This is a genomic window from Acetobacter aceti NBRC 14818, from assembly GCF_000193495.2.
Classification (GTDB): domain Bacteria; phylum Pseudomonadota; class Alphaproteobacteria; order Acetobacterales; family Acetobacteraceae; genus Acetobacter; species Acetobacter aceti.
Window position 1 is genome coordinate 2,846,791 of sequence record NZ_AP023410.1, and the last position, 24,529, is coordinate 2,871,319.

Here is a 24,529-nt window from a genome sequence, read left to right on the forward strand (position 1 = left end):
GAAGACTGGCGACAGGGATGCTTTTTCTGAATCCTGAGTGATAAGCTTACAGAAGAATGGGTGACTATACTGATATATAAAGTCTGGAACATACCAGTCAGTCTGAAAGGCGCTGGATCATCAGAAGCTTCCAGAAGTCCTGTTATAGGAAATTTCTTTCATGATCAGAGGAAGCGATAATCAATGATAAGGGCTTTGATACACTCTGCCTCAGCATGGTCGCGATGAAATTTTTCAGCGGGCTTGCGACACGATAATGTCCAGTTCGTCAGAGGCAGTATCACCGAGATTGCAGGTGATCGAGGGCACTTCATAGCGCCTTGGAGAAAATCTTGGTCAGGTCAACATCCTTATTCCTCAGCACGTAGTTGCAGGATAAGACTAGGTCAGTTCGGATAAGTAACAAGAAATCTGTCTGTCGGGGCGTGTGCGACAAAGAGCCTGCTACTGCCAAACACGAACATGATTTCTGTACGAAAATGGATCGATGGAACCCGTCGTTCCATTGTAAAGCGTGACGTTCAAGCTACGCGATAGGCTTTTCTTTCGATTTTTTATGGCGAGTTGGCGTTTTTCGGTATTTTTTTCTGGTTTCTTTAAAATGTCCACGCTAATAACCGCGTTATTGGCCAGTGGCGCTTTATGGACAGCAGTGATCCATGCCTCTGGTCTTGGTAAGCATCCCAGGAGCGTGAGTGGTCCATGAGTAAAGCTTTTATTGCTGCGGTCATCCAGGATTCGATCAATTGCACAGGGGTGGCCGCAAATAAGGCTGCGGCTGATCTTATGGATGCAATTGTGAAGGAACTGAAGCGGGACGGTGGTTTCACACTTCCGTCCTTCGGTACTTTTACGGTCAAGAAGACCAAGGCCCGCAAGGCCCTTAACCCGCGCACCGGTGAGCCGGTCAAGGTGAAGGCCGGAAAGACGGTGCGTTTCAAGGCAAGCCCGAACCTGAAGAAAGCTGTCTGAAAAAGGGCTGGTATGGCGGACTTAAAAGCCGTCATACCGCTTTCTGGCTGGGGTGGGAGGGATCGAACCTCCGCATGGCGGAATCAAAATCCGCTGCCTTACCGCTTGGCTACACCCCAGAAGCAGTTCGTGGAGATGTTCTAATCTGGCTCCACGCCTGCGTAAAGAGTGATTTTGTCTTATTTCCCGTCCTGAAAATCATTGAAACTGACATCGCTGGCTTCAGACGTCAGGAGGTTTGACGTTTCGTCACCTTCAGTCTCTGACTTCAAGCTGACCGCATTGCGGAAAAGCCCCATCCTCTCGGCACGATCAAGACCTGACTCAAGGGCGATCATCGTCAGGCCGAGATCTTCGCTTTCATCTTTTTCCCATGAGCGAAGCGCATACGTCCACAAGGCGACAACGCCCTGAACCCGCAAGGCACCTTCAATGCCACTGGTCTGTATGCCTGCTGCGCCAGCAATCCAGCGCATGCTGTCTACCGTTGCTCCACCCAGAATGACCGTGACCAGAGGATCGAAGGGCAGGGTCTTCAGGACAGAGAGCACGCCAGCACGATATTGCTGGAAAACATCGAAACGCCGCATCATCAGGTCGAAGAGCGTTTCCCGCGAGGTTCCGAGCGAACCATCGTCGATCAGGGCAGAACGATCCGCCAACCTGCCCAGCAGCAGCAGCACAGACGTCTTGAACGGATAACGGCAACGGACCTCGCCCACATCCAGACCTGCATGCCGGGCGATCTCGGGCATTGATATGTTGCTCCAGCCCTTGCTGGCGGCGAGGGACATCGCAGCTTCAAGCAGGGTGGAGTCGAACTGGTCGTCTTCTTCTTCCATAGGCATGGGAAAGGCTCTTGATTTCGGAGAGGTTCAGGAAGCGAGCTCGCGCGCACGCCGGGCGGCGGCTGCGACAGCTTCAGGGATGGCGGATGGCCAGTTTGCTGGCGCGTTGAGCACGGCGAGCGCCGCAGCGGTGGTGCCGCCGGGGCTGGTTACGCGACGACGCAGTTCGGCGGCGTCTTCCGGGCTGTGATCGAGCAGGGCTCCAGCGCCGGAGACAGTCTTGCGGGCCAGTATGCGAGCGACATCTGCTGGCAGGCCCAGTCCGACAGCGGCTTTCTCCAGCAATTCGGCGAGTAGAAAGACATAGGCGGGCCCACTGCCGGAAATGGCTGTAACCGCGTTGATCTGATCTTCTTCGGAAACCCAGACCGTTGCGCCGACAGCTGAAAGCAGTCGGTCACAGAGTTTTTCCTGACGGTCCGTAACACCCGGAGCCCTGTAAAGCCCGGTCATGCCGTGTCCGATGGAGCAGGGCGTGTTGGGCATGGCCCGCACAATGGTGGGAGTTGCTTCCGGTGCCTTGTTGCGAAGGCATTCCGCGATTGATCCCGCGGTCAGACCGGCCATCACGGACACAAAGACAGCTCGCTCTGCGATGTCGGGGCGTAGTGTTGCGAGTTCTTCCATGACCGGGATGGCTTTCTGCGGCTTGACCGCGAGAATGACCGCCTCAGGCATGAAATCTTCAGGGATTTTCGACAGTTCCCGCACAACGGTGTGCGGTCCGCTCACAGCGTCCCGGTGCCGGTCCATGATGACGGAAGGGGCAAGCCCCTTGCCGATCCAGGCTTCGAGAAGAGCCCCTCCCATCTGGCCGCATCCGACCAGAAGGAGAGGTGGGAGAGGCTCTGTCATCAGGCTTCGCCCATACAGTCGAGCATGGCGGCTTCCAGCGCCTCGGCCGGAGCCTTGCCGCCCCAGAGTACGAACTGGAAGGCCGGATAGAAACGCTCACATTCGGTGATGGCGATATCCACCATGTCTTCCAGACTCTCCATGGAAGCGCCGGGAGCGCCACGCAGCAGAACGGCGTGGCGGAACATGGGCGTTCCACTTTCGACATCCAGTGCGAAGTGACCGATCCAGAGCCGCTCATTGGCCAGGGCGATCAGTTCGAAGAGAGCCTTGCGCTGTGGCTCTGGCACTTTCAGATCGAAGGTGCAGGTGAAATGCATGGCGCTGAGCTCGGCCGACCAAGAAAAATACAGGCCGTAATCGCACCATTTGCCGGGTGCTTCGGCCGCCATCTCGGATGAATTGCGCCGGTCGAACGCCCATTCGTAACCACAGACGATCTGTTCCATCAGATCGATCGGGTTGGAGTTGGGAGTGGAGGTGGTCATCGTCAGAGCGGGCATGCTGGCCTCCCAAGCCAAGAAACGCTTCCCCGTTACGGGGTTGTTTCGTCTGCGAATCAATGGCGAGCGGTCACCCGACTCGCCACACTGTTCAGCCTATGGACCCGTGCCGTTTCCGGCAAGATGAGCCGTGACTGTTTTTGTGACACTCCGACCTGTTATTTTCAGTTCGGAAAGGCGGCGCTGTCTCCGCTCCAGCCGGAATTCTGGTCAGCATGACCGATGCGTGCAGGAGCTGTGCTTGTTTCCTCAAGATCAGCGACACGTTTTTCCAGGGCGGCGATGCGCTGTTCGGCCTCTTCTCCGGCCATACGGGCGTTGGCGGCGAGTTCCTTGACGACTTCGAATTCCTCGCGGCGTACGACCTGTAACTGGCCGAGGACTTCATCAACGCGCGAACGGACCAGCGCGTTGATCTCTTCCTTCACGCCGGCAAAGGCAGAGAGCGCGCCGCCGGCAACGCCAGCAAGATCATCAAAAATACGCGGTCTGTCAGCCATTCCGGTGCTCCTCGGTGTGGCAGGGCTGTTCGAGCCAGCCCTGTTGTGAAGTTTTGCTTATAAGCGTTGAAAGAGGATTAATCCAACCCACGCCCTCTGTCCTCTGCGCACGCTCATCGTTATAAGGCTGAATTCATGATTATCGTCACCGGCGGCGCCGGATTCATCGGATCGTGTCTGGTCGCGTCGCTCTGCGCGCGCGGGCTGGATGTCGTGGTTGTCGATCGTCTCCGGGATGGAGAGAAGTGGCGCAACCTGCGCAGCCATATTCCTGTCCGTATCATCGCACCTGAAGATCTTGAGATGCTCCTGGATGACGATACCATCAAGGTCGAAGCCGTCTTTCATATGGGAGCGATCAGCACGACAACGGCGCGTGACGGCGACCTCGTCTGGCGCACCAACGTCTCCCTCTCCCAGCGGTTCTGGACGTGGTGTGCCCAGCAGGGTGTGCGGTTCTTCTACGCATCATCTGCGGCCACTTATGGCGCGGCCGATCAGCTCTCGCTGTTCTCCGATGATCCGGCTCTGCTCTCCACGCTCGCGCCCCTCAATCTGTATGGCTGGTCGAAGCAGGCGTTCGATCTGAATGTGATGCGGTCTCTGGATCGGGGCATCGCCCGCCCGCCGCAATGGGCTGGTCTGAAATTCTTCAACGTCTACGGCCCGAACGAGTATCACAAGGGCAACATGATCTCGGTTGTGAAAGTGAAGTACGACGAGGTGCGGCAGGGGCGTCCGGCCCGGCTGTTCCGTTCGGATCGTGCCGACATCGCCGACGGACAGCAGAAGCGCGATTTCATCTGGGTTGGTGACGTCGTGAAGGTCATGCTCTGGCTGTATGACAATCCGACCATCAATGGCCTCTTCAATTGTGGAACCGGCGAGGCCCGCACCTACCTTGATCTGGCCAATGCCGTCTGTGACGCCGCAGGCGTGAAGCGGGCCATCGAGTATATCGACATGCCGGACAGCCTGCGCGGACAGTATCAGTCGTTCACGCAGGCGGATATGTCCCGATTGCGCGCCGCCGGTTATACGGCGTCCTTCACCAGTCTTGAGGACGGCATTCATCAGTATGTCCGGGATTACCTCTCGAAGGTCGATCCCTACCTCTGACTTTTTCTTCATCACGTTGAGGGCCCGTGCAGGGCTGGATATCAGGAAAGTTCCCGCATGCTGCCCGTGCTCATGTTCCCGCAGTTCGACCCGGTGCTCGTGCATCTCGGCCCGCTTGCGGTCCGCTGGTATGCGCTGGCCTATATCGCGGGCATCGTCATCGGCATCCAGCTTCTGAAAAGACTGGTGACTTGGGCGCCGCGGGCAGCGACCCCGGAACTGGCCGATGATTTTCTCGTCTGGGTCACGCTCGGCATCGTGCTCGGTGGTCGCCTTGGTTATGTGCTGTTTTATCAGCCGATGGCCTTTATGGCGCATCCGGCCCAGATCTTCGCCGTCTGGCAGGGCGGCATGTCCTTCCACGGCGGAACCATCGGCGTCATTCTGGCGATGCTGCTGTTCTGCCGTCGCTATGGGCTGAAGTTTCTGGCCTTCGCGGATCGTGTGACGACCATCGTGCCGATCGGGCTTGGTTTCGGGAGAATAGCGAACTTCATCAATGGCGAGCTTTGGGGGCGTTATGCTGATCCGAGCCTGCCGTGGGCGATGATCTTTCCCGACACGGATGGCCATCCGCGCCATCCGTCGCAGCTTTATGAGGCGTTGACCGAAGGGCTTCTTCTCTTTCTGGTCCTGCTGTTTGCAGCGCGTCAGCAGAAGTTGCGTGAGCGTCCCGGTTTTCTGGCCGGTCTGTTTCTTGTCGGGTATGGATGCGCCCGTATTTTCTGCGAGTGCTTCCGTGAGCCTGATGCGTTCCTCGGTTATTTCCCGTTTGGCGTCACCATGGGACAGATCCTGAGTATTCCGATGATTCTGGCCGGGGCGCTGCTCATGCTTTATGCGTTTCGTGCGCCGGTTTATGCGGGACTGCCGCCTGAGGAACAGGAAAGCGCGTGAGCGTGTCGGGTCCACAGGGCGGGGAGCGGCTGGACGCGTTCATGGGGCGCGCCAATGCGGCCTACTACGCCCAACGTGACCCTTTCACGGACTTTGTGACAGCCCCGGAAATTTCCCAGATCTTTGGCGAGGTGCTGGGGGCGTGGTGCGCCGTCGTCATGCGTGGTCTGCCTGTATCGTCTGGTGCTCCCTTGCATCTGGTGGAGGCGGGGCCGGGGCGTGGCACCCTGATGGCGGACATGCTGCGAGTGCTTGTCCGTCTTGCACCAGATTGTTTGTCTGGCCTGTCGGTGCATCTGATCGAGACTTCTCCCCGTCTGCGCAAGGCGCAGGAGGAGGCGTTGGCTCAGTCGGGCGTGTCCGTCTGCTGGCACGATACCCTGTCCGATGTGCCGAGCGGCCCGATGGTTCTGGTGGCCAATGAATTCCTCGACGCTCTGCCTATCCGTCAGTTCGTCCGTACGGAGACAGGGTGGCAGGAGCGTTTCGTCCTGAACGGTCAATGGAATTTGCAGGATTGCTCCGACGTGCCGCCGGAAGTGATGGAACGCGGTGCGACTGTTGGGGACGTTGTCGAAATTTCGCCTGCTTCGGCTGGTTTTGTGCGCGATGTGGCGGAGAGACTGTGCAGGGAACCGGGTGTGGCGTTGTTCATTGACTACGGCACGGCCACGTCCTGTGTGGGTGAGTCCCTGCAGGCTCTGCGGCAGGGGCGACCGGTGTCGGCGCTGGTTGAGCCGGGCACCGCGGATGTGACGGCGCATGTCGATTTCGCATCCATGACGCGGGCTGCACAGGCGGCGGGTGCGGTCTGTTATGGACCGGCCGGGCAGGGCGATCTGCTGCGGGCTCTGGGTGCTGTCCAGCGGGCGGAGGCCCTGTGCCGGAGTGCGCCGGAACAGGCGGGAGCGATCCGCTCTGGGCTGGACAGGCTGATTGGGCCGGATCGGATGGGACGTTTGTTCAAGGCCTTGGCTATAACGTCGCCAGATGTAACGATTGTGCCGGGATTTTCAGAAAAAACAGCGGGAGAACAGCAATGAGCGCTGGGCTTGTACCAGACTCGGTTGTGCAGAGTCCTTATCTGTCCTTTGTGCGTCATGGATTTTTCACACGCATCGGGGGCGTTTCGGAAGGGCCTTATGCCAGCCTGAACTGTTCGACCCGGTCGGAAGACGACCCCGCCGCCGTGACGGAAAACCGCAGTCGTGTCGCCGGTTTTTTCGGTCTTCCGAATGAATCGCTGCTGGGCGTGACGCAGGTGCATGGTGATGGGGTGATCACCGTTACCGAGCCGTGGAAACCCGGCGAAGGCGGCAAGGCGGATGCGATGGTGACGGCGCGTCCCGATGTGGCGCTTGGGGTCATCACGGCGGATTGCGGACCGGTTCTGTTCGCTTCGAAGGATGGAAAGATTGTCGGCGCGGCCCATGCGGGATGGCGTGGTGCGGTCGGCGGCGTGCTGGAGGCGACGGTTCGTGCGATGGAAGCGCTCGGCGCGTCGGCTTCGGAAATGGTGGCTGTTGTCGGTCCCTGCATTGCTCAGGCGAGTTATGAAGTCGGGTCCGACATGCGTGACGCTGCACTGGCGGCCGATGTGCAGGCTGCGTCATTCTTTGTGACGGGGCAGAGAGAGGGGCATTTCCAATTTGATCTGGGCGGATACTGCATGGACCGCTTGCGGCGTGCCGGGGTGACAGCCGTGGCGTCAGTAGGGCTGGACACGCTCCCGGACGAGCGACGTTTTTTCAGTCATCGACGACGCACTCTGGCGGGTGGGGGCCCGATCGGACACCAGATTTCGGTGATTGCAGCAGGAAGTGGAGCGGAACAGGGCTGATGAAACGGATTTTTTCAAAGCTTCTTCCGCTTTCGGCGACCTGCCTGCTGACCGGCTGTCTTTCAGTGCCGCATCCTTTCGAACATGACAATAAAGGTCAGAAGGGCGGCATGGCGACCGCTCCAACCTCCCGTCTCGATATTCCGCTTCCCAAAGATAAAAGCCTGAGTCCGGACGGTGAGAAACTCTGGGCGGCGCAGGTGACGCAGGCGCTGCTCGATCAGTCGATCCCGGCGATGGCGCAGCCTGTCCGACCCGGCGACTGGTGGGTGAAGCTGCATACCGAGCAGCGGGGTGACGTGATTGTGCCGTTGTATTCCCTGATGACACCACAGGGCACAGTCCGTGCGACGCAGGAAGGACCGGGTGTTCCGGCTGTTGCCTGGTCAGCGGGTGGTCCGGAAGTGTTGCATGAGGCGGCGCAGCAGGGCGCGGGTCAGATTGTCAGTATTCTGACCGGTGTCATGGCTGAAAGCATGGAGGAAGATCCAAAAAGTCTGAAGCACCGGGGAGCACGGATTTTCTTTCAGGGCGTGACGGGCGCGCCGGGTGACGGCAATATTTCGCTGGCGCGTGCTTTTGTCGTGTCGTTCAAGGAAATGAAGGATACGATCCAGACGTCCCGGACTGATGCGGACTTTACCGTGACGACGACAGTCAAGGTGACGGACGGACCGGCTGGCTCACGAGGGCATCCGCAGCAGAATATCCGCATCGACTGGCGCGTGACGGATAAGGATGACAAGGAAGTTGGTATAGCGACCCAGCTCCACGATATTCCGGCCCATTCGATGGATGGCATGTGGGGTGATATCGCCATGGCGGCGGCGGAAGAAGCAGCTGGAGCGGTTGAGGAAATGATCACGCGCTATTCGAGCCGTGACGCCAGGCCGATCCCGAAGCCTCAGGACGCAGCGAAAAACAAATAGGCAGTCTGTTTCAGAAAAAATATCAGCAGGGAAAGTGAAAAGCGCATGTCAGTCAGAATAGACCGGGTCGTCACACGGGGCGGTGACAAGGGGCAGACGTCACTTGGCGACGGGACACGGCTGAGCAAGGCTGATCGTCATGTCGAGGCGATCGGGGTGCTGGATGAAGCCAATGCCGCCGTGGGCGTCCTGCGAAGTCACGTTGCGGACGAAGCTCTGTCCAGAAAGCTGATGGCTGTCCAGAACCTGCTGTTCGATATGGGGGGCGATCTGTGCATGCCGGAGGGCAGCAAGCACGCGAAGCGTCTGACAGACAGCGTCATCGTGCCGCTTGAGGCCGAGATCGAAAGAATGCGGGCGCTTCAGGTGCCGCTGACCAGTTTCATCCTGCCGGGTGGATCGGTGCCCGCTGCGTGGGCGCATATTGCCCGTACGGCAGTCAGAAAAGCGGAACGTGCAGTTGTCGCGCTGTCTGAACAAGCAACGATCAATCCTGTTCTTGTGCCGTTACTGAACAGGCTTTCAGATTACTTTTTTGTGCTCGGCCGTCATCTTAATGATGATGGCAGGCAGGATGTGCTCTGGCAGCCTGGTGCCGCTTTGTTTGCAGAGGCATCCTGATTTCAGGTTTGTGGACAGTTTGTGTCTGGTCATCACTGAAATTCTGACTGAATGACCATGAAAGCTTTCATGACAAAAAGAATATCTATGGGTTTCTTGTAGTAGTGAAAGCTTCGTGCTACCAGTCATGCCAATCTCGTAAAAGATGATTGTCGGCTGGGTTCTGTCCGGCGAAATCCCACAGATCATGGCAACAATCAGAGTTACATCTGGTGCTCCGTCACGTCAGCGGTTTCTGCTTTGCAGGACGGGTTTTGCTGGCGGCCGGACTGACTTGAAATTTGAAAGTATAGTAGTGGATAGTGGATTATTGAAAAGATCCCCTCAGGCCGACCTTCTGGAGGATAACCTTACGGATCATGACGCGGAAGAAGCCGCCCTGCGTGCCCTGAACCGCATGGGATCGCACAAGGCGAATGCCCCCGCATCAGGCAACAGTGCGCCGCGACAGAATGATCAGCAGCTTCGTCTGACGCCGCGTTCCGGTCAGGATGCAGCAGGGCAGTTTCGCAAACGGCGCTTTGTGCGTGATGGCGATGTGCAGGTCGAGCACAACCCGTTTTCACGGCCTTCCGCCCGCAATGCGCCGGCCCATTCCGGGGATAGCGAGACGAAGCTCAACAATCGTGCTCTTGAAGCCGAAAGGCGTGCTCGCAACGATGCCGAGCGTCAGGTGCAGGAACTTGAAACGCATCAGCGTTCGCTTGAGACCCGTCTTGGTCACGCACAGGTTCTGGTTGCCGAGCTCAAGGAAAGTCTGGCGACGCGTGAGGCAGAGCTGGCTGCGGTGAAGATGGAACTGGCCGGGGAGCAGCTTGCCCTCCAGCAGGCTCACGCCGAAATCAGGGCGCTTCGTCAGCAGGCGAAGTCTGCTCCTTCGAAAACTGCTTCTGTCCAGCGTGAAGTTGAAGCCGATGAAGAAGGTCAGAAGCCTGTGAAATGGTGGAAAGACTGACCGCCACTCCTCCGGTCACTTCTTCTGCTCACAGAAAAGAGCGATTGGGAGTGCTGCGTGCAATCGTAGTGCTCTCTTCTGCCTGCCAGCTTGCTGCTTTGCTGGTGCCGAACCTGATTTCAGGTTTCCTGATTCTCCTTGAGAGCATCATGGAAGCGCTGTTTCTGCCTTTCCGTCTGCTTTTCAATCTTGCTGTGTGGCTGACAACCGGACAGCAGATCAGTGATGCAGTGACCAGTGTGGGACATGCGATCCCACCGCGTGGTTTTTCCGAAGTCCTTTATCATAGTTATGGCCCGGCGGTTCTGGTGATCACCGGTCTGCTTCTGTTTGTTCTGGCTGTTGGACGTCGGGATATATCGTTTCTCTGGTTGTGTTTTCTGATACATGCCCTCGCGGCTTTTATGGTCGGGTTACCTGAGGCCGTGCTTCTGTTTCCCTCGCTGATTGCAGAGATTGTCGCCTTCAGGGAAATCAGGCGTTGAGAAGTCAGGGTAATACTTTTTGAAAAATCTTCTTTTTCTGAAGAAGGTTTTTTAATAACGAGCGGGTCATGAGATAAAATTTCCAGATGTTGTCTTTTTCAAAAGAGCGATGTTTCCAGAAAGTCTTTCGTGAAAAATGATGTAATGACAGGATACTGTCACCGCAGCATCGGATGCAGCAGAAAGTAATCATTATTCACACAGCTTTTGTGAAAGAATGTGTGTGAATGATCGGGTGTGTAGCGGAAACTTGTCCGTGAAAAACTCTGCCCGCAAACACGAGATTTTCGGGCAGAGACTGTAAGTGTCAGGTGTCAGTGCGCATGAACGTGGCGCTTGCCGCGATAGACGCTTGGGTGGCCTTTATGATTCTTGAGGGCTTCGGCAGCTTCCAGATGCGCCTGAGCGATTTTCTGGAAGTCAGTAGCGAAGCTTTTCAGATCAGCATCGGACGTGGTGTCTGCTTCATCACCTGCAAGTTTCACAGCGTTCGTATGGGACTCGATGGCGTTGGCGATATAGGCTTTATCGAATTTTGCACCTTTGATGCCGCCAAGGGTTGTAATGGTTTTCTGGTCATCCTCATTGGGCGCTGTGGGCAAGGTAATGCCGTGCGCTGATGCAATGGTGGTCAGACGGTTTTCAGCGCTCGTATGCTCTGAAATCGCATGCTGTGCGAAGCTTTTCACGCCGGAAGTGCCTGCGTTGGTCAGCGCGATCTTGCCGAGCGCCACTTCAGTCAGGTTGGCTTCCGCTACCGTCTGAACAAAAGTCGTGTCAGCTGCAGAGAGAGAAGGGGGCGCGGGTGGTGTGGGAGGAGCCGGCGGCGGGGACATCGCACAGGCGGTCAGGCCACCAAGGATTGCGGCGGTAGTTATCTTTTTGACGATATTCATGATTCTACTCTTTTTGTTGCGGGTTTCCCCGATGACGGCAGGGACTTCAGATGTTTGTTTCTTGCCGGTTCTTCTTCTCGCGGTTACCACGACGCTGATGATCTGGATAATCACGGGAAGTGTAGCGGGCCGGAAGACAAACGCACGGCGTTCCATTCGGTTCGCCAGCGTAATCGGAGAGGGAATGACATGAGTTTGCCGCGTATATGGCGCACGGCCGCCGCCTTTCTGGCTGCGATTGCCGTCGCCATGGGAGCTGTGGCCGCCCACCTTCCGATCGAACGGTTTGGATTGCCGGAGGGGCGGGACATCGTTCGGGAGGCGGTGCAGATGCAGATGTGGCACGCGCTGGCCCTGCTGGCTCTGGGTGTGGGGCTGCGCACGCCTTCCCGTCTGCAGGCGCTGGCCGGTTGTATGATGCTGCCCGGTATCATGCTCTTCTGCGGCGCGCTCTATGTGACGGCCTTTTCGGGTCACCATTTGGGAAGCGTTGCTCCCACGGGTGGTTCTCTCCTGATCCTGTCATGGATTGTGCTTGGTGTAGGGTTTCTTGCTCGTCATGGCTGAGAATATTTCTGTTGGCAGTGTGTATGTCGCCGCTCCCGGGTTTGAAAGCATTCTGCAAAAGGAGCTGGAACGACTGGGAGTGACGCCAGCCTTCTGGCATGGCCGTCTGGCGGTCTGTGAAGCACCTCCCGTGGCCAGTGTCTGGGCGCTTGATATCTGGACTTCTCCTGAAATTCACACGATTGTTTCAATTGGCGAGGCGGCGCGTCTTCTGAAAAGCCGACAGCGAAACTGGTCGCTGGTGCCGGTTGAATTCTTCCGTCGTGCCGCACTGATTGTCGACAAACTGCCTCCCGTCAAAGCGGCTCCGTTGATATTCCCGCAATTGCCGCCGACCAGTCCGTTAGGAGGCTGGACGCTTCTTGCTCCCGATCGGATCCTGTTTTCGCAAGCCAAAACAAGCCCTTTTCCGATGGGTGAGGTGAAGTTCGTCGAGGATCGGGAAGGACCGCCTTCCCGTGCCTATCTGAAATTGTGGGAAGCCTGCACCCGACTGGGCCGTTGGCCTGTGCCGGGAGAAACCTGTCTGGATCTGGGCGCGACGCCGGGGGGATGGACGTGGGCCATCGCGAAACTTGGTGCGAGTGTCACGGCAGTTGACCGGGCGCCGCTCTCACCATCCGTCGCAGCGATGCCGGGTGTGAGTTTTCGACAGGAGAGCGCCTTCGGTCTGGAGCCGCGCAATGAAGCACGTGTGGACTGGCTGTTTTCTGATGTAATTGCTTATCCGGAACGCCTCCTGACACTCGCAAAGCGATGGATTGAAGCCGGACGAACCGCCCGGATTGTCATGAGCGTAAAGTTTCAGGGGGAAACCGATTTCGCCATTCTGGATCAGTTTGCGGCCATCCCCGGTGCCCGTCTCGCGCATCTGTTTCACAACAAGCACGAGGTGACGTTTTTCTGGTCCGAAAACGGAATCTTCTGAAATCTGCATTCTCTTGTTGCGAATGTCTTTTGTGACAGGGAAAAGACGACATCACGGATCCACTTGAGGGGAAGGAGATGTGATGCGTTTTCGGAAATTAGGGTTGTGTCTGACGTGCTGTGTCGCGTTGGCCGGTATGATGTCTGAAGCTGCCATGGCCCGGACAATGACGACGGCTCCGGTGGTGGGCAATGATCCGGTTCATCCGGTGGTGGTGCCATATCCGGTGCCCGAAATGGCGCAGACGCAACTGCAGGCGGCGATTGCTCGTTCCAAGGTGAGCGGCAAACCGCTTCTGCTGGATTTTGGCGGAAACTGGTCGCCTGATTGCTGGGCTCTTTCGGGCGTTCTGGCGATCCCGGCGGTATCGGCATGGATTGCCCAGAATTTTGAAGTGGTTGTGATCAATGTTTCACGCCGCAACACGAATATGGGGATTGGTGAAAATTACGGTGTGACGATTGCAGATGTACCCTCTGTCCTGGTCGTGTCGTCAGACGGGAAACTCCTCAACGCAGGTACAATTGCGGCCTTGGCCAATGCAAGCAAGATGACACCACAAGCAGTTGTCGATCAGCTGGCAGTCTGGGGCAAGATGAACTGATTCATTTCAGAAAATAGTTTCTACAAAGATCATTTTATCTGTTTTTAAACCGAAGTGTCCGTGGGTCCGTCAGAACATAGGCGCGACATTATTTATAAGCGTGACGGATGCGGTCATTTCGGTCCGAGCATTTCGGACAAATTTCAATCAGATCGCCCATCCTGGATGAAAACCTGCGGGGTTCATTTCGGAATCTGTGGGGAATTGAAACAAACATCGGACGAGGCCTAGTGAGCTTTCTGTCCGGTTTACAAAAAGCATGATTCTGTAAAGAGACAGGCCGGAGGAATTACCCTCCGGCCTGTTTTTGTGGCTCAGGCAGATTTCAGCTGAGCTTCGGCGAACTCGTAGTTGGCGAGCTTGTCGAGATAGTTGGTGATGTAGTCAGGACGACGGTTACGGAAGTCGAGGTAGTAGGCGTGCTCCCAGACGTCGAGGCCGAGAAGCGCCGTGCCCTGACCTTCGGCGAGCGGGTTGCTGCCGTTGGCGGTCTTGGTGACAGCCAGCTTGCCGTTCGGGTTCAGGACCAGCCATGCCCAGCCGGAGCCGAACTGCGTGGTGGCGGCCTTTTTGAACTCTTCCTTGAAGGCTTCGACACTGCCCAGATCTTCCTTGATCTTGGCTTCGAGAGCCGGCGGGATTGCGCCACCGTTGGAGGACAGGTTCTGCCAGAAAAGGATATGGTTCCAGTGCTGACCCGCATTGTTGAAAACGGGAGCCTGAGCCGGGTCACCTTTGACGAAGAGAATGATCTCGTCGAGGGACTTGCCCTGAAGCTCCGGCTTGGCTTCGACGAAATTGTTCAGAGCCGTCACATAGGCCTGATGATGCTTGTCGTGATGAAGTTCCAGTGTCTCCTGGCACATGCCTTTGGCGGCGAGGGCGTTATAGGAGTAAGGGAGGGCAGGCAGTTCAAATGCCATGATGATGGTCTCCTTGGATTGCAATCACGAATACAGGGCGAAACAACGCCGCCCTCAACAGCTATGGTCCACCCGGAAAAGCGTCAAGGGACGCTTGCGTGATAGTGGACTGACAGCTTCCTGAAAGGGTCAACGCAGTTATGGCAGAAACGGATCCATTAAAAATGGAAAAGCCTGACTGTGAAACGACCGCACGTTTATGTGATCCGGATCGGTTTTTCTGTGCGATGTTCCTGCCGCAGAGCATCCGAGGGGCGGCTTTTACGCTCATTGCGCTGAACTGCGAGCTTTCCAAGGCGCTGATTCTGCCCGTGTCAGGCACGGTGACGGGTCCGATGGCGGGGCTGATTCGGCTTCAGTGGTGGCGGGACGTGATCGAGGACCCTGAACAGGGTCGTCAGTCACGTCATGAAATCGCCGTGCCGCTGGCTGACCTCATCGAGCGTGGTGTTATCCGCAAAGTCCCATTGCTGACACTGATTGACGCCCGGGAGGCGGAGTTGTGCCGTTTTCCGGACTGGACGGCGTGGCGTTCAGCCATGCTGGAAGGTGCGGGCATGATGCAGCGGATGGTGGGCGAACTGCTGGGAATCGAGGATGAGGCGATTCTGGCCGCAGTGACCCGCGCCGGTGCTGCGTTCGGTACCGGGTTGTTGGTGCGGTATCTGCCACAGGTTCTGCTCAGTGGTCGTATGCCGCTACCGGAAGAGGCGTTCTCGGACGTCGGATTATCCGTTCATGCTGACAGTGAAGAGCTTCTGGAAAGCACGCGTCTGGCGACGATCGTGGGGATTCTGAAACGGGAAGGATTGGCATTTCTGCCTGACCGTCAGGACATCCGTCGAGCAAGACTGGCCATGCTCCCTGCGATTCTGGCTCGCAGGGATCTCGGTCGTCCGCCGGTCACAGCTGGCGCGGTCAGGGGTATTGGTGATCGTCTCGCCGTAATGACGGTGGGCGTCAGAGGACGTTGAGTCCTCCTGCTACGCCTTTAGCGATCGTTGGCGACGATTTTTTCCATGACCCGGATAAGCGAGGAATAATCCTCATTGGGTGACAGGCGACGGGTGAGGGAAAGCTGTTGCGTGGCTGCCGCCAGAGTCGGGACGGGCACAGCCTCACGCGCTGCGGCATCGAGCAGCAGGCGCATATCCTTCTGCATGAGACGGGCCGGGAACTGCGGGGCAAAATTGCCGTCCTTCGCTGCTTTCAGCTTGCGTTTGTGATGCGGGGAGATCACCGCCACCTGATCGAGCGCATCGAACAGCATGGAACGATCCAGTCCTGCTGACAGGCCATAAGCGACCGATTCGGCGAGTGTCGTCAGCCCTGCCCCCATGATTCCATTGATCACGAGTTTCAGGCGTGCGCCGCTGCCGGTTAGACCCGCATGAATGGTGAGCTTGCCGATTGCATCAAAAATCGGCGCGGCTCTCGCGACGTCTTCCTTGTCTCCGCCGACGAGGATGACGAGGCTGGCGGAATCTGCTTCCGGCGTGCTGCCTGAAACCGGGGCGTCCAGCACGACCACGCCATGTTTCTGACCGGCTTCATACAGCGTGGCTGTTGCTTCCGGTGATACCGAGGAGGTGTTGATCAGCAGGGAGCCTTTGGTCATCCCGGCCAGTGCGCCATTTTCACCGTACATCGACGCAGCGAGAGCTTCATCGTCTGGCACACACACCACAACCGTGTCCGACTGTTTGGCAAGGGCCAGCGGTGTAGGAAGCATCGGAACGGAAGGGGAAGGGGAGCGACCGGAAGGGGTATAGGCGCTGATTGTATAACCAGCCGTCTTGAGATGGTCGCCCATCCGGCTGGCCATGGCGCCAAAACCGATAAAGCCGATGCGGGGTGCGTTTTCTGGTGAGAGAATCTGCATGCTGCTAAGTCCTGTCCTGATCCGGGCTGCAATATCTTCTGATACAATGCCTGAACGATAAGACAGTTTTTTTGAAATCACTATCTGCGGACCGACCGCTCCTCTTGATGAACGTTGCTGGCCGAATGGCAGAAGTGGGCTGCGTCGCGTGATCTGAAGATCGTCCTTGAGAGCGCGGACATCACTCACCCAGAGTGAGACCGCAAAACTGCGGAGGAAGCTCTCTGGCGGTGGCCCCGGTCGATTTTTATTCTGGAGAGTCGATTTCCTGTCGGATCTGCTGAAGCAGTTTTCTGAAAGAATGCTGGCAGACGTGGCCTGTTTGCAGATTATGGCGCGAAAGCAGAAGGCTGTTCGCGATCATGAGGCCGTCCGGCATGCTGGAAATCTGGCCATTCTGGAAACTGACTCGGGAAAACGGCACACCGCAGGCGGCCAGTGTGGCGTTATGAGCAAGCACACCCAGAGTCAGAACAATACGAAGATTGGGGAGCGTCTGCAATTCGGTGCGTAGAAAATGATTGCAGTCAACGACATCCGACGGCAGCGGTAAATCGGAACGTGGCGGAGACTGGATAACGCTGACAAACCGGGTTCCCACAGGGGACAGCATGATGTCGCCATCCTTATCCACATCGCGCGAAAGGAAGCCAGATTCGATCAGTGCTTCATAGAAAACGGTTTCGGTTTCTATGTCGAAAAGGGACGTGTCGTTACCTTCCTGCGGATGGATAAAAGCAGGGGCTACAATCAGAAGGCTGGCGTCAGCCGGGCCGAAGGGAAGGCGTTCTGTGGACAGTCCAATGCTGGAGCCGGATATGGCGAAACGCGGACAGACCGCACTGTTGTCCGTAGAATCCGTCGTGCCTGAAAGATCGACGACAGATGAGGTAACGACTCCCATGCGGTAACATGCTCCTGGACACAGTCGCCACCCCACCGGGGAGTAAGGGGTGGGGTGTCGGGGAGTGGTAGTGCAGCCTTATTCAGGCTCGCTCAATTGATCCGCCGGGTGGCGAATCGGGGTCTGGCGCGGCCGAGGGTCGGCTGGCCGGCGGGTGATCTCTTCAGCGATGTCAGCCAGATCGACAAACTGGTCTGCCTGTCTGCGTAGATCGTCACCAATCAGGGGCGGGGAAGAACGCATGGAGGAAACGACGGTGACCCGGACGCCCTGTCGCTGCACGGCTTCAACCACGCGGCGGAAATCCGAATCGCCGGTAAAAAGGATGGCGTGATCGATGCGGGGAGCCGCTTCCATCATGTCCACGGCGATTTCGATGTCCATGTTGCCCTTGATACGGCGGCGACCGCTCTGGTCGGTGTATTCGCGCGCTGTTTTGGTCACCAGAAAATAACCGTTGTAGGACAGCCAGTCGGTCAGCGGCTTGATGGGGGAATATTCTTCAGTATCAAGAATCGCCGCATAATAATGCGCTCTCAGGAGGTGACATCTCCGCGCGAAGAAATCGAGCATTTTACGGTAATCGACATCGAAACCAAGACCACGAGAGGCTGAGTAAAGGCTTGATCCATCAATGAAGAGGCTGGTTCGTTCAGTGTTATGAATGATCATTAAGTTTGTGTTCCTTTAATACCGCTGACTGTATAGCGAACTGGTTAAGACTTGGTTATGTGTCGCCGGAGTCCTGTCGATCTTTTCGTCGGATGACCGGGACATGTTTTAAAGTCTGGAGGGTTAAAGAGGTGCGGGTTGTGATAGCCATTGGCGCGAACCTTGCCAGTTATGCTCCCATTGATGGAAAACTGTTAGCCCCCGCCGCAACCTGCGAGGCTGCGGTAGAGGCTCTGCGAGAGCTTGACGGGCTGCGTGTGGATGCTGTGTCCTCATGGTACGAGAGCGAGCCCGTTCCGCCCTCTGGTCAGCCTCCCTACATAAATGGCGTCGTAGTGGGCAAGTCTTCTCTTGCGCCGGAAGCGCTGCTTGACGCATTGCACGGGATTGAGGCCGCATTCGGGCGTGTGCGGAGCGTGGTGAACGCTGCCCGTCCCCTGGATCTGGATCTGATCGACATGGGCGGGATCGTCAGAACGGACGGCGCTCCGCTGCTGCCGCATCCACGGGCGCATGAAAGAGCTTTCGTGCTTCTGCCGTTGAGGGACGTCCTGCCTGACTGGCGGGAGCCGGGCTCGGGAAAAACGGTGCAGGCGCTTCTGGATGCGCTGCCTCCTCAGGCGATCCGACGGCTGGAGCCGCAGGCACGCTGACCAAGGCTTCCCTTGTCGCGGGGATGGTGGTAGAAAACGTCTTTAACAAAATTTTCCGGAGGTCCGCCCCATGGCGCGCGTCACAGTCGAGGATTGCGTCGAGAAGGTGCCGAACCGCTTTGAACTGGTTCTGCTTGCTGCTCAGCGTGCACGCAACCTGTCCCGCGGTGAGGAACTGACAGTCGATCGCGATAACGACAAGAACCCCGTTGTCGCGCTCCGTGAGATCGCCGAAGAGACCGTTCAGCTTGAGCCGCTGCGCAACGACCTTGTGCGTTCGCTGGCGCGTGCTCCCGAGCCTGAGCCGGCCGATGAAGAGGTCATGGACCTTATCCCGACCGAGCAGAACATCTTCGGTCTGCAGGAAAGCTCTGCCGAGGAAGAGGTGACCGATCTCTCTCCGGAAGAAATGAAGGCCGCTTTCGAGGCCGAAATGTCAGGCCGCGGCAAGCGCTGATTCCGTTCTGACATACTATACCGCCGGACGCTCCCTAGGGGCGTCTGACGGGGACTGAACCTCCTCCGCTCAATTATGGAGATTTTCGTCATCCCCGCGTCTGCTCCTGTCTCCCCGCTCTTCGGCCCCGATCTCTCTGCTGGAAAGGGGTGAGGCGTGGAACAGGAACCGCATCTCATGCTGCCCCGAGGCAGGGGCGTGTCTCGCGCAGAGAATGACGAAATTGCCGAGGTCTCAGCTGATCGCCTGATCCAGCGTATTCTTCGATACAATCCTGACGCGGATATAGCGCTCGTCCAGAAGGCGTTCGAGGTTGCACGTGACGCGCACGAAGGCCAGTTGCGCGACGCGGGTGATCCCTACATCACCCATCCGCTCTCCGTCGCGATGATCCTTGCGCGGTTCCGGATGGATGTGCCGTCCATCGCCACGGCTCTTCTGCACGATACAATCGAGGATACCGGCGTCAGCATCGAGACGCTGCGGGAGCAGTTTGGCCCCACGATCGCCGAACTGGTCGATGGCGTCACCAAGCTGACCCGTCTCGAACTTCAGTCTGACCGTACCAAACAGGCCGAGAATTTCCGCAAGCTCGTGCTGGCGATGTCGAAGGACATTCGCGTCCTCATCGTCAAGCTGGCCGATCGTCTGCACAATATGCGCACCCTGCATTTCGTGCAGCGTGAGGACCGCAGACGCCGCATCGCCCGTGAAACGATGGATATCTATGCGCCGCTCGCCGGGCGCATCGGTATGGATCGCGTCAAGACGGAGTTGCAGAACCTCGCCTTTGCGCAGTTAGAGCCGGAAGCTGACGCCACCATCCGCGCCCGCCTGAATTATCTGCGCGGGCAGGGCGCTGACATCATCGAGGACGTCAAGCGGGAGCTGGCGCGTCTGTGCCGCGAATCCGGAATCGAGAATGTCGATGTGAAGGGGCGTGAAAAATCGCCTTATTCCATCTGGGAGAAGATGCAGCGCCGTAATGTGGCGTTCGAGCAGCTCTCCGACATCATGGCGTTCCGCCTCATCGTGGAGTCGCGGGAAGACTGTTACGCCGCGCTTGGTGCCATTCACGGCGCTTTCCCGATGATCGCCGGGCGGTTCAAGGACTATATCTCCACCCCGAAGGCCAACGGTTACCAGAGCCTTCATACTGGCGTGACGCTGCGTCATCCGCGTAACCAGAAGATTGAAGTTCAGATCCGTACCGAGGAGATGAACGATATCGCCGAAAACGGCGTGGCGGCGCACTGGGCCTACAAGCAGCTTCCCACTGGTGCCGCGCCGGATGAGGTTGTCGGCAAGATGAAGCGCCCGCGCTGGGTGCAGGATCTGCTCGAAATTCTGGAAGATTCCTCGGCTCCCGACGAGTTTCTCGAAAACACCAAGCTGGAGCTCTATCAGGATCAGGTCTTCTGCTTCACGCCGAAGGGACAGCTGATCCCGCTTCCCGCTGGCGCGACGCCGGTGGACTTCGCTTATGCCGTGCACAGTCAGGTCGGCGATTCGTGCGTCGGCGCGAAGGTAAACGGGCGTCTGGTGCCGCTCCGCTACGAGCTTCAGAACGGCGATCAGGTCGAAATCATGACCGCCCGTGGCGGCGCGCCATCGCCATCGTGGGAGCGGTTTGTCGTCACCGGCAAGGCGCGCGCGCGTATCCGCCGCTATGTCGCACAGCAGCAGCGTCAGGTTTCGCTCGACTCCGGGAAGGCGACGCTCGCCAAGGCGTTCCGTCAGGAGGGTGTGGACGGTTCCGAAAAGGTGCTGGAGACGCTGCTCAAGGAACTCAAGCAGGCGTCCGTTGAGGATCTGTATGTCGCGGTCGGCACCAGCAGCATTGGTCCACGTGACGTTGTTCATGCGGCGTATCCGGAACTTCGCCGTACCACCCGCGGCCCTCGCATGGTGCCGGGTCTTGTGGCGCGTGCGCCAATGCCCAAACCGAAAACAGGTGGGGCCGGAATGGCGCCGCTGGTCGGTCTTGGAGCCGGGATCGCTGTTCATTTCGCGGGCTGCTGTCATCCGCTGCCGGGAGACCGGATCGTGGGCGTGGTCGCCAACGGCAAGGGTGTGACCATCCACACTGCGACCTGTCAGACACTGGAATCCTTTGCCGCCACCCCGGAGCGTTTTCTGGATGTGGACTGGGATTACGAAGCGCTCGGGCGTGTCGGGAAAGCGGGTAGCGAGCCGTTTGTCGGTCGTGTCACGGTGATTGCGGCTAATGAGCCGACCACGTTGGCGACCATCACCAACGGGGTGTCCCGACAGGACGGTTCGATCGTCAACCTTAAGATCGTGCATCGCCAGCTTGATTTCATGGAAGTGCTGGTGGATGTGGAAGTCCGGGATCTGCGGCATCTGTCGAGTGTGATCGGAGGGCTGCGTTCCGTGGAAGGGATCTCTCAGGTCGAGCGGGCGCGGTCATGAGGAACTTTGAGGCATGATCATCGGCACCGGCATGGATCTGTGTGACATGCGCAGGATCGAGAAAGCCATCGAACGCTTCGGCGCACGTTTTCTGGATCGTGTCTTTACGGAAACCGAGCGGGCGCGGGCTGAACGTCGTAGCGGGCAGGCGCGGATTGGTGCCTACGCCAAACGCTGGGCCGCCAAGGAAGCCTGCGCCAAGGCCCTCGGAACCGGGTTTGCCGATGGCGTGTTTCATAGCTGCATCGGCGTGGGCAATCTGCCGTCCGGACAGCCGGTGCTGACTCTGACCGGAGGGGCTGCCGTCAGGCTGGCCAGCATGGTTCCGGCGGGTATGGAGGGGCGTCTTCACCTCTCGATGACGGACGATACGCCTTACGCACTGGCGCAGGTCATGATTGAAGCCTTGCCGCGCCTTTGAGCGCTTTTGCTTGACAGGGGTGGGTCGCCTCGGCTTCATCCGCCGTTCGCCCGGTCAGGGTGCGATAGCCTTGCCGTGTGGTGGGGATCAGGCGGAAACAGGGGACGGAATGAAGCCTAAGGACGAGAGCGTAACGACGCAGGGACATGGAACTGCCCGCAAAGGGGAGAGCCTGTTTGACTTCGTGCGCTGGCTTGCAAGCGTCATTCTGCTGGTTCTGGTGGTGCGCACATTCCTCTACGAGCCGTTCAACATTCCCTCAGGCTCGATGATCCCGACGCTTCAGGTTGGCGATTATCTGTGGGTTTCCAAATATAGCTACGGCTATTCGAAATACTCTTTTCCGCTGTCGCCCAACCTGTTTCAGGGGCGCGTCTGGGGTGCCGAGCCGCATCGTGGCGATGTGGCGGTGTTCCGCTTCACCAAGAATCCTTCCATCGATTATGTGAAACGGATCGTCGGTCTACCCGGTGATCACATCCAGATGCGGGCAGGACAGCTGTATCTGAATGGCACAGCCGTACCCTGTGCGCCTGAAGGCGAATATGTCGAGCAGGACGAGTATCACATGGGCCGGTCAGGTCATCTGTGTCGGGAGACCCTGCCGGGGAGTGCCGGACGGTCACCTGTCGTGCATGGGGTTCTGCTTTTTCCGGAAGACGGACAGCGCAACGATACTCCTGACTACATTGTTCCTCCCGGTTATTTCTTTGCCATGGGCGACAACCGTGATCACAGCGCGGACAGTCGCTTCATGGGGGATGCCGATCAGGATCTCGGGTTTGTGCCCATGGAAAACCTTGTTGGCCGGGCAGGTATGATCTTCTTCTCGGTGGATATGACGCACCCGATCTGGCAATTCTGGGCATGGCCGACGGAAATCCGGTGGGCCCGGCTTTTCCATGTCGTGCACTGATCGACAGTGACGAACGGGGATCTTGTGGAACAGACCGTACTCGACAGCCTGCAGCAGCGGATTGGTTATCGGTTCACCAGCGCGAAACTGCTGGGCGAGGCGCTCACCCATCGTTCCGCCGCGCATCAGCGGCGTACCGGGAAGCGCCCAGGCAAAAGCGGTGGGAAAAGTCAGACCAAAGGCGCGGGCTCAAACGAACGGCTTGAATTTATCGGCGACCGGGTGCTTGGCCTGCTGATGGCGGAGTGGTTGCTGGAGCGCTATCCGGACGAGCAGGAAGGCGCGCTGGGTTCGCGTCATGCCCATCTTGTGTCGCGTACCGCGCTGGCGCAAGTGGCGCAGGAACTGGGTTTGCCCGAAGCTCTGGACGTCGCCGAGCACGAGGACAAGGCCGGGATTCGCGGTACGGCGAACGTGCTGGCCGATGCGCTGGAAGCCATTCTGGGGGCGCTGTATCTGGACGGCGGACTGGAGCCACCGCGTAAACTGGTCCGGCAGTGGTGGGACAAGGCCATCATTGCGCAGGCCAGACCGCCGAAAGACCCCAAGACGGCCTTGCAGGAATGGGTGCTGGCGCGTGGGCTGGCTCTGCCCGCCTATGAGGTGGTCAGCGCAGACGGGCCATCACATGCCCCCTGCTTTGTCGTGGAAGTTCACGCCGCCGGTATGATCGGCGAAGGAGAGGCGGGTAGCAAGCGGGCAGCCGAAAGCGCCGCCGCGGCCAATCTGCTGGAAAGATTTAACACTGCACCGGGAGCAGGACGGAAATGACAGAAGAGACACGGTGCGGGTTCGCCGCGCTGGTCGGGGCGCCGAATGCAGGGAAGTCGACCCTGCTGAACCGTATGGCGGGCGCGAAGCTGTCGATCGTCAGCCCCAAGGCGCAGACAACGCGCTTCCGGGTGCTCGGCATCCTGATCCGGCATGCCACCCAGATCCTGATCGTTGATACGCCGGGTATCTTCCGTCCGAAACGTAAACTCGACCGCGCCATGGTGGCGGCAGCATGGTCAGGCTCCGAGGATGCCGACGTCACGCTGCTGCTGATCGACGCGAAGTCCGGACTGGATGACGCGACGACGGCTGTGATCGAACAGTTGGCCAAGGCCGGACGACGTGTCTGGCTGGTGCTGAACAAGACCGATCTGGTGACGCCGCAATCCCTGCTGCCTCTGACGGCGGCGGTTGCCGAGATGATTCCGGTCGAGCACGTCTTCATGATCAGCGCCCGCACAGGGAACGGAGTGGATGATCTTCTCGATCGTCTGGCGGAGTCCCTGCCGCTCGGCCCGTTCCTTTATCCGGAAGACGACATGACCGATCTGCCGGACCGGTTGCTGGCGGCGGAACTGGTGCGTGAGCAGATCTTTCTGCAGACGCATGAGGAAGTGCCGTACGGCGCCACGGTCGAGACCGAAAGTTTCGTCGAGCGTCCGGATGGGTCCGTCCGGATCGATGTCACCGTCTATGTTGGCCGAGCGAGCCACAAGGCGATCCTGATTGGCGAACGTGGTCGTCGCATTCGTGAAATCGGCCTCAAGGCGCGGCTTCAGCTGGCTGACCTGCTGGATCGGCCCTGTCATCTGTTCCTCAATGTGAAGGAGCGTGCAGGCTGGGATGAGGAGCGGGCGCGTCTGCGGGCCATCGGGCTGGATGATAACGCCTGAGGCTTGCTCAGGAGTATTGCAGGTTTTTCGTTCCGAAAAGGTCTCGAACCCTTGATTGGATAAGTCGGGACCAAGGGGCGGT

Annotated in this window: 29 protein-coding genes and 1 tRNA gene; 20 read left to right on the forward strand and 10 right to left on the reverse strand. The window is 58.3% G+C overall.

What is annotated here, in order from left to right:
* Positions 1-702: 702 nt before the first annotated feature.
* The gene (locus tag EMQ_RS13030) at positions 703-972 is read left to right on the forward strand and encodes an HU family DNA-binding protein (protein ID WP_010666022.1); all 270 of its coding nucleotides are present in this window, start codon (positions 703-705) and stop codon (positions 970-972) included.
* Between the two features lie 44 nt (positions 973-1,016).
* Here EMQ_RS13030 and EMQ_RS13035 read toward each other — a convergent pair.
* The 5 genes from EMQ_RS13035 to EMQ_RS13055 form a co-directional block, all read right to left on the reverse strand.
* Positions 1,017-1,091, reverse strand: a tRNA-Gln gene (locus EMQ_RS13035).
* Positions 1,092-1,151: 60 nt separating this feature from the next.
* A complete protein-coding gene (locus tag EMQ_RS13040; protein WP_231367922.1) occupies positions 1,152-1,820 on the reverse strand; it encodes a TetR/AcrR family transcriptional regulator in 669 nt (222 codons plus the stop codon).
* A gap of 27 nt (positions 1,821-1,847) precedes the next feature.
* Positions 1,848-2,675: a pyrroline-5-carboxylate reductase gene (gene proC, locus EMQ_RS13045; protein ID WP_010666020.1), complete on the reverse strand. Its 828-nt coding sequence runs from the start codon at positions 2,673-2,675 to the stop codon at positions 1,848-1,850.
* Positions 2,675-3,178, reverse strand: a complete 504-nt coding sequence (locus EMQ_RS13050; protein ID WP_010666019.1) for a type III secretion system chaperone family protein — start codon at positions 3,176-3,178, stop codon at positions 2,675-2,677. Before EMQ_RS13050 ends, proC begins: the two co-directional genes overlap by 1 nt.
* A gap of 164 nt (positions 3,179-3,342) precedes the next feature.
* Positions 3,343-3,678, reverse strand: a complete 336-nt coding sequence (locus EMQ_RS13055; protein WP_010666018.1) for an accessory factor UbiK family protein — start codon at positions 3,676-3,678, stop codon at positions 3,343-3,345.
* A 135-nt stretch (positions 3,679-3,813) separates the two neighbouring features.
* Here EMQ_RS13055 and rfaD point away from each other — a divergent pair, with 135 nt between their 5' ends.
* The 8 genes from rfaD (at position 3,814) to EMQ_RS13095 (ending at position 10,524) form a co-directional block, all read left to right on the forward strand.
* Positions 3,814-4,797, forward strand: a complete 984-nt coding sequence (gene rfaD / locus EMQ_RS13060; RefSeq protein ID WP_010666017.1) for an ADP-glyceromanno-heptose 6-epimerase — start codon at positions 3,814-3,816, stop codon at positions 4,795-4,797.
* Between the two features lie 57 nt (positions 4,798-4,854).
* Positions 4,855-5,694, forward strand: a complete 840-nt coding sequence (gene lgt / locus EMQ_RS13065; RefSeq protein ID WP_010666016.1) for a prolipoprotein diacylglyceryl transferase — start codon at positions 4,855-4,857, stop codon at positions 5,692-5,694.
* Complete coding sequence (locus tag EMQ_RS13070; protein ID WP_010666015.1) at positions 5,691-6,737, forward strand: class I SAM-dependent methyltransferase; 1,047 nt, start codon at positions 5,691-5,693, stop codon at positions 6,735-6,737. Before lgt ends, EMQ_RS13070 begins: the two co-directional genes overlap by 4 nt.
* Positions 6,734-7,534, forward strand: a complete 801-nt coding sequence (gene pgeF / locus EMQ_RS13075) for a peptidoglycan editing factor PgeF (protein ID WP_018307883.1) — start codon at positions 6,734-6,736, stop codon at positions 7,532-7,534. Before EMQ_RS13070 ends, pgeF begins: the two co-directional genes overlap by 4 nt.
* Positions 7,534-8,463 carry a hypothetical protein gene (locus EMQ_RS13080; protein ID WP_010668936.1) on the forward strand — a complete coding sequence of 310 codons (930 nt, stop codon included), beginning with the start codon at positions 7,534-7,536 and terminating at the stop codon, positions 8,461-8,463. Before pgeF ends, EMQ_RS13080 begins: the two co-directional genes overlap by 1 nt.
* Positions 8,464-8,508: 45 nt before the next feature.
* Positions 8,509-9,084, forward strand: coding sequence for a cob(I)yrinic acid a,c-diamide adenosyltransferase (locus EMQ_RS13085; RefSeq protein ID WP_010668937.1), 576 nt, complete (start codon positions 8,509-8,511; stop codon positions 9,082-9,084).
* 310 nt (positions 9,085-9,394) lie between these two features.
* Positions 9,395-10,039, forward strand: a complete 645-nt coding sequence (locus EMQ_RS13090) for a hypothetical protein (RefSeq protein ID WP_010668938.1) — start codon at positions 9,395-9,397, stop codon at positions 10,037-10,039.
* Positions 10,024-10,524, forward strand: coding sequence for a hypothetical protein (locus EMQ_RS13095; protein ID WP_018307882.1), 501 nt, complete (start codon positions 10,024-10,026; stop codon positions 10,522-10,524). The genes EMQ_RS13090 and EMQ_RS13095 overlap by 16 nt, the downstream gene beginning before the upstream one ends.
* A 314-nt stretch (positions 10,525-10,838) precedes the next feature.
* Here EMQ_RS13095 and EMQ_RS13100 read toward each other — a convergent pair whose 3' ends face one another.
* Positions 10,839-11,420, reverse strand: coding sequence for a DUF4142 domain-containing protein (locus EMQ_RS13100; RefSeq protein ID WP_231367921.1), 582 nt, complete (start codon positions 11,418-11,420; stop codon positions 10,839-10,841).
* Positions 11,421-11,609: 189 nt separating this feature from the next.
* Here EMQ_RS13100 and EMQ_RS13105 point away from each other — a divergent pair, with 189 nt between their 5' ends.
* From EMQ_RS13105 to EMQ_RS13115, 3 genes are all read left to right on the forward strand, one after another.
* Entirely contained in the window at positions 11,610-11,987 is a 378-nt protein-coding gene (locus tag EMQ_RS13105) for a DUF423 domain-containing protein (protein ID WP_010667766.1), read from the forward strand.
* The gene (locus EMQ_RS13110) at positions 11,980-12,915 is read left to right on the forward strand and encodes an SAM-dependent methyltransferase (protein ID WP_010667767.1); all 936 of its coding nucleotides are present in this window, start codon (positions 11,980-11,982) and stop codon (positions 12,913-12,915) included. The genes EMQ_RS13105 and EMQ_RS13110 overlap by 8 nt, the downstream gene beginning before the upstream one ends.
* 154 nt (positions 12,916-13,069) lie before the next feature.
* Positions 13,070-13,519 (forward strand): thioredoxin family protein, encoded by a 450-nt coding sequence (locus EMQ_RS13115; RefSeq protein WP_158306054.1) that lies wholly within the window; start codon positions 13,070-13,072, stop codon positions 13,517-13,519.
* Positions 13,520-13,833: 314 nt separating this feature from the next.
* Here the strand turns inward: EMQ_RS13115 and EMQ_RS13120 are convergent, their stop codons facing one another.
* On the reverse strand, positions 13,834-14,442 hold the full coding sequence (locus EMQ_RS13120) for a superoxide dismutase (RefSeq protein WP_010667769.1): 609 nt from the start codon (positions 14,440-14,442) through the stop codon (positions 13,834-13,836).
* 164 nt (positions 14,443-14,606) lie between these two features.
* On the opposite strand from EMQ_RS13120, the gene EMQ_RS13125 reads away from it, so the two are divergent.
* The gene (locus EMQ_RS13125) at positions 14,607-15,416 is read left to right on the forward strand and encodes a squalene/phytoene synthase family protein (protein ID WP_010667770.1); all 810 of its coding nucleotides are present in this window, start codon (positions 14,607-14,609) and stop codon (positions 15,414-15,416) included.
* A 17-nt stretch (positions 15,417-15,433) separates the two neighbouring features.
* On the opposite strand, the gene EMQ_RS13130 is transcribed toward EMQ_RS13125, so the two are convergent.
* The 3 genes from EMQ_RS13130 to EMQ_RS13140 form a co-directional block, all read right to left on the reverse strand.
* Positions 15,434-16,324 (reverse strand): NAD(P)-dependent oxidoreductase, encoded by an 891-nt coding sequence (locus tag EMQ_RS13130; protein WP_026200023.1) that lies wholly within the window; start codon positions 16,322-16,324, stop codon positions 15,434-15,436.
* A 247-nt stretch (positions 16,325-16,571) separates the two neighbouring features.
* The gene (locus EMQ_RS13135) at positions 16,572-17,228 is read right to left on the reverse strand and encodes a uracil-DNA glycosylase family protein (RefSeq protein WP_010667772.1); all 657 of its coding nucleotides are present in this window, start codon (positions 17,226-17,228) and stop codon (positions 16,572-16,574) included.
* Positions 17,229-17,306: 78 nt separating this feature from the next.
* Entirely contained in the window at positions 17,307-17,900 is a 594-nt protein-coding gene (locus tag EMQ_RS13140) for a LabA-like NYN domain-containing protein (RefSeq protein ID WP_010667773.1), read from the reverse strand.
* A gap of 92 nt (positions 17,901-17,992) precedes the next feature.
* Between EMQ_RS13140 and folK the strand changes: the two genes are divergently transcribed.
* The 7 genes from folK (at position 17,993) to era (ending at position 24,447) form a co-directional block, all read left to right on the forward strand.
* Positions 17,993-18,553: a 2-amino-4-hydroxy-6-hydroxymethyldihydropteridine diphosphokinase gene (gene folK, locus EMQ_RS13145; protein WP_048874177.1), complete on the forward strand. Its 561-nt coding sequence runs from the start codon at positions 17,993-17,995 to the stop codon at positions 18,551-18,553.
* A gap of 70 nt (positions 18,554-18,623) precedes the next feature.
* Positions 18,624-19,010 carry a DNA-directed RNA polymerase subunit omega gene (rpoZ, locus tag EMQ_RS13150; protein ID WP_010668144.1) on the forward strand — a complete coding sequence of 129 codons (387 nt, stop codon included), beginning with the start codon at positions 18,624-18,626 and terminating at the stop codon, positions 19,008-19,010.
* Positions 19,011-19,187: 177 nt separating this feature from the next.
* Entirely contained in the window at positions 19,188-21,443 is a 2,256-nt protein-coding gene (locus EMQ_RS13155; protein ID WP_010668145.1) for a RelA/SpoT family protein, read from the forward strand.
* 13 nt (positions 21,444-21,456) lie between these two features.
* Complete coding sequence (gene acpS, locus EMQ_RS13160) at positions 21,457-21,864, forward strand: holo-ACP synthase (RefSeq protein ID WP_010668146.1); 408 nt, start codon at positions 21,457-21,459, stop codon at positions 21,862-21,864.
* 109 nt (positions 21,865-21,973) lie between these two features.
* On the forward strand, positions 21,974-22,780 hold the full coding sequence (lepB, locus tag EMQ_RS13165) for a signal peptidase I (RefSeq protein ID WP_010668147.1): 807 nt from the start codon (positions 21,974-21,976) through the stop codon (positions 22,778-22,780).
* Positions 22,781-22,804: 24 nt separating this feature from the next.
* Positions 22,805-23,551 carry a ribonuclease III gene (gene rnc, locus EMQ_RS13170; RefSeq protein ID WP_010668148.1) on the forward strand — a complete coding sequence of 249 codons (747 nt, stop codon included), beginning with the start codon at positions 22,805-22,807 and terminating at the stop codon, positions 23,549-23,551.
* Positions 23,548-24,447 carry a GTPase Era gene (gene era, locus EMQ_RS13175; RefSeq protein WP_010668149.1) on the forward strand — a complete coding sequence of 300 codons (900 nt, stop codon included), beginning with the start codon at positions 23,548-23,550 and terminating at the stop codon, positions 24,445-24,447. Before rnc ends, era begins: the two co-directional genes overlap by 4 nt.
* Positions 24,448-24,529: the final 82 nt, after the last annotated feature.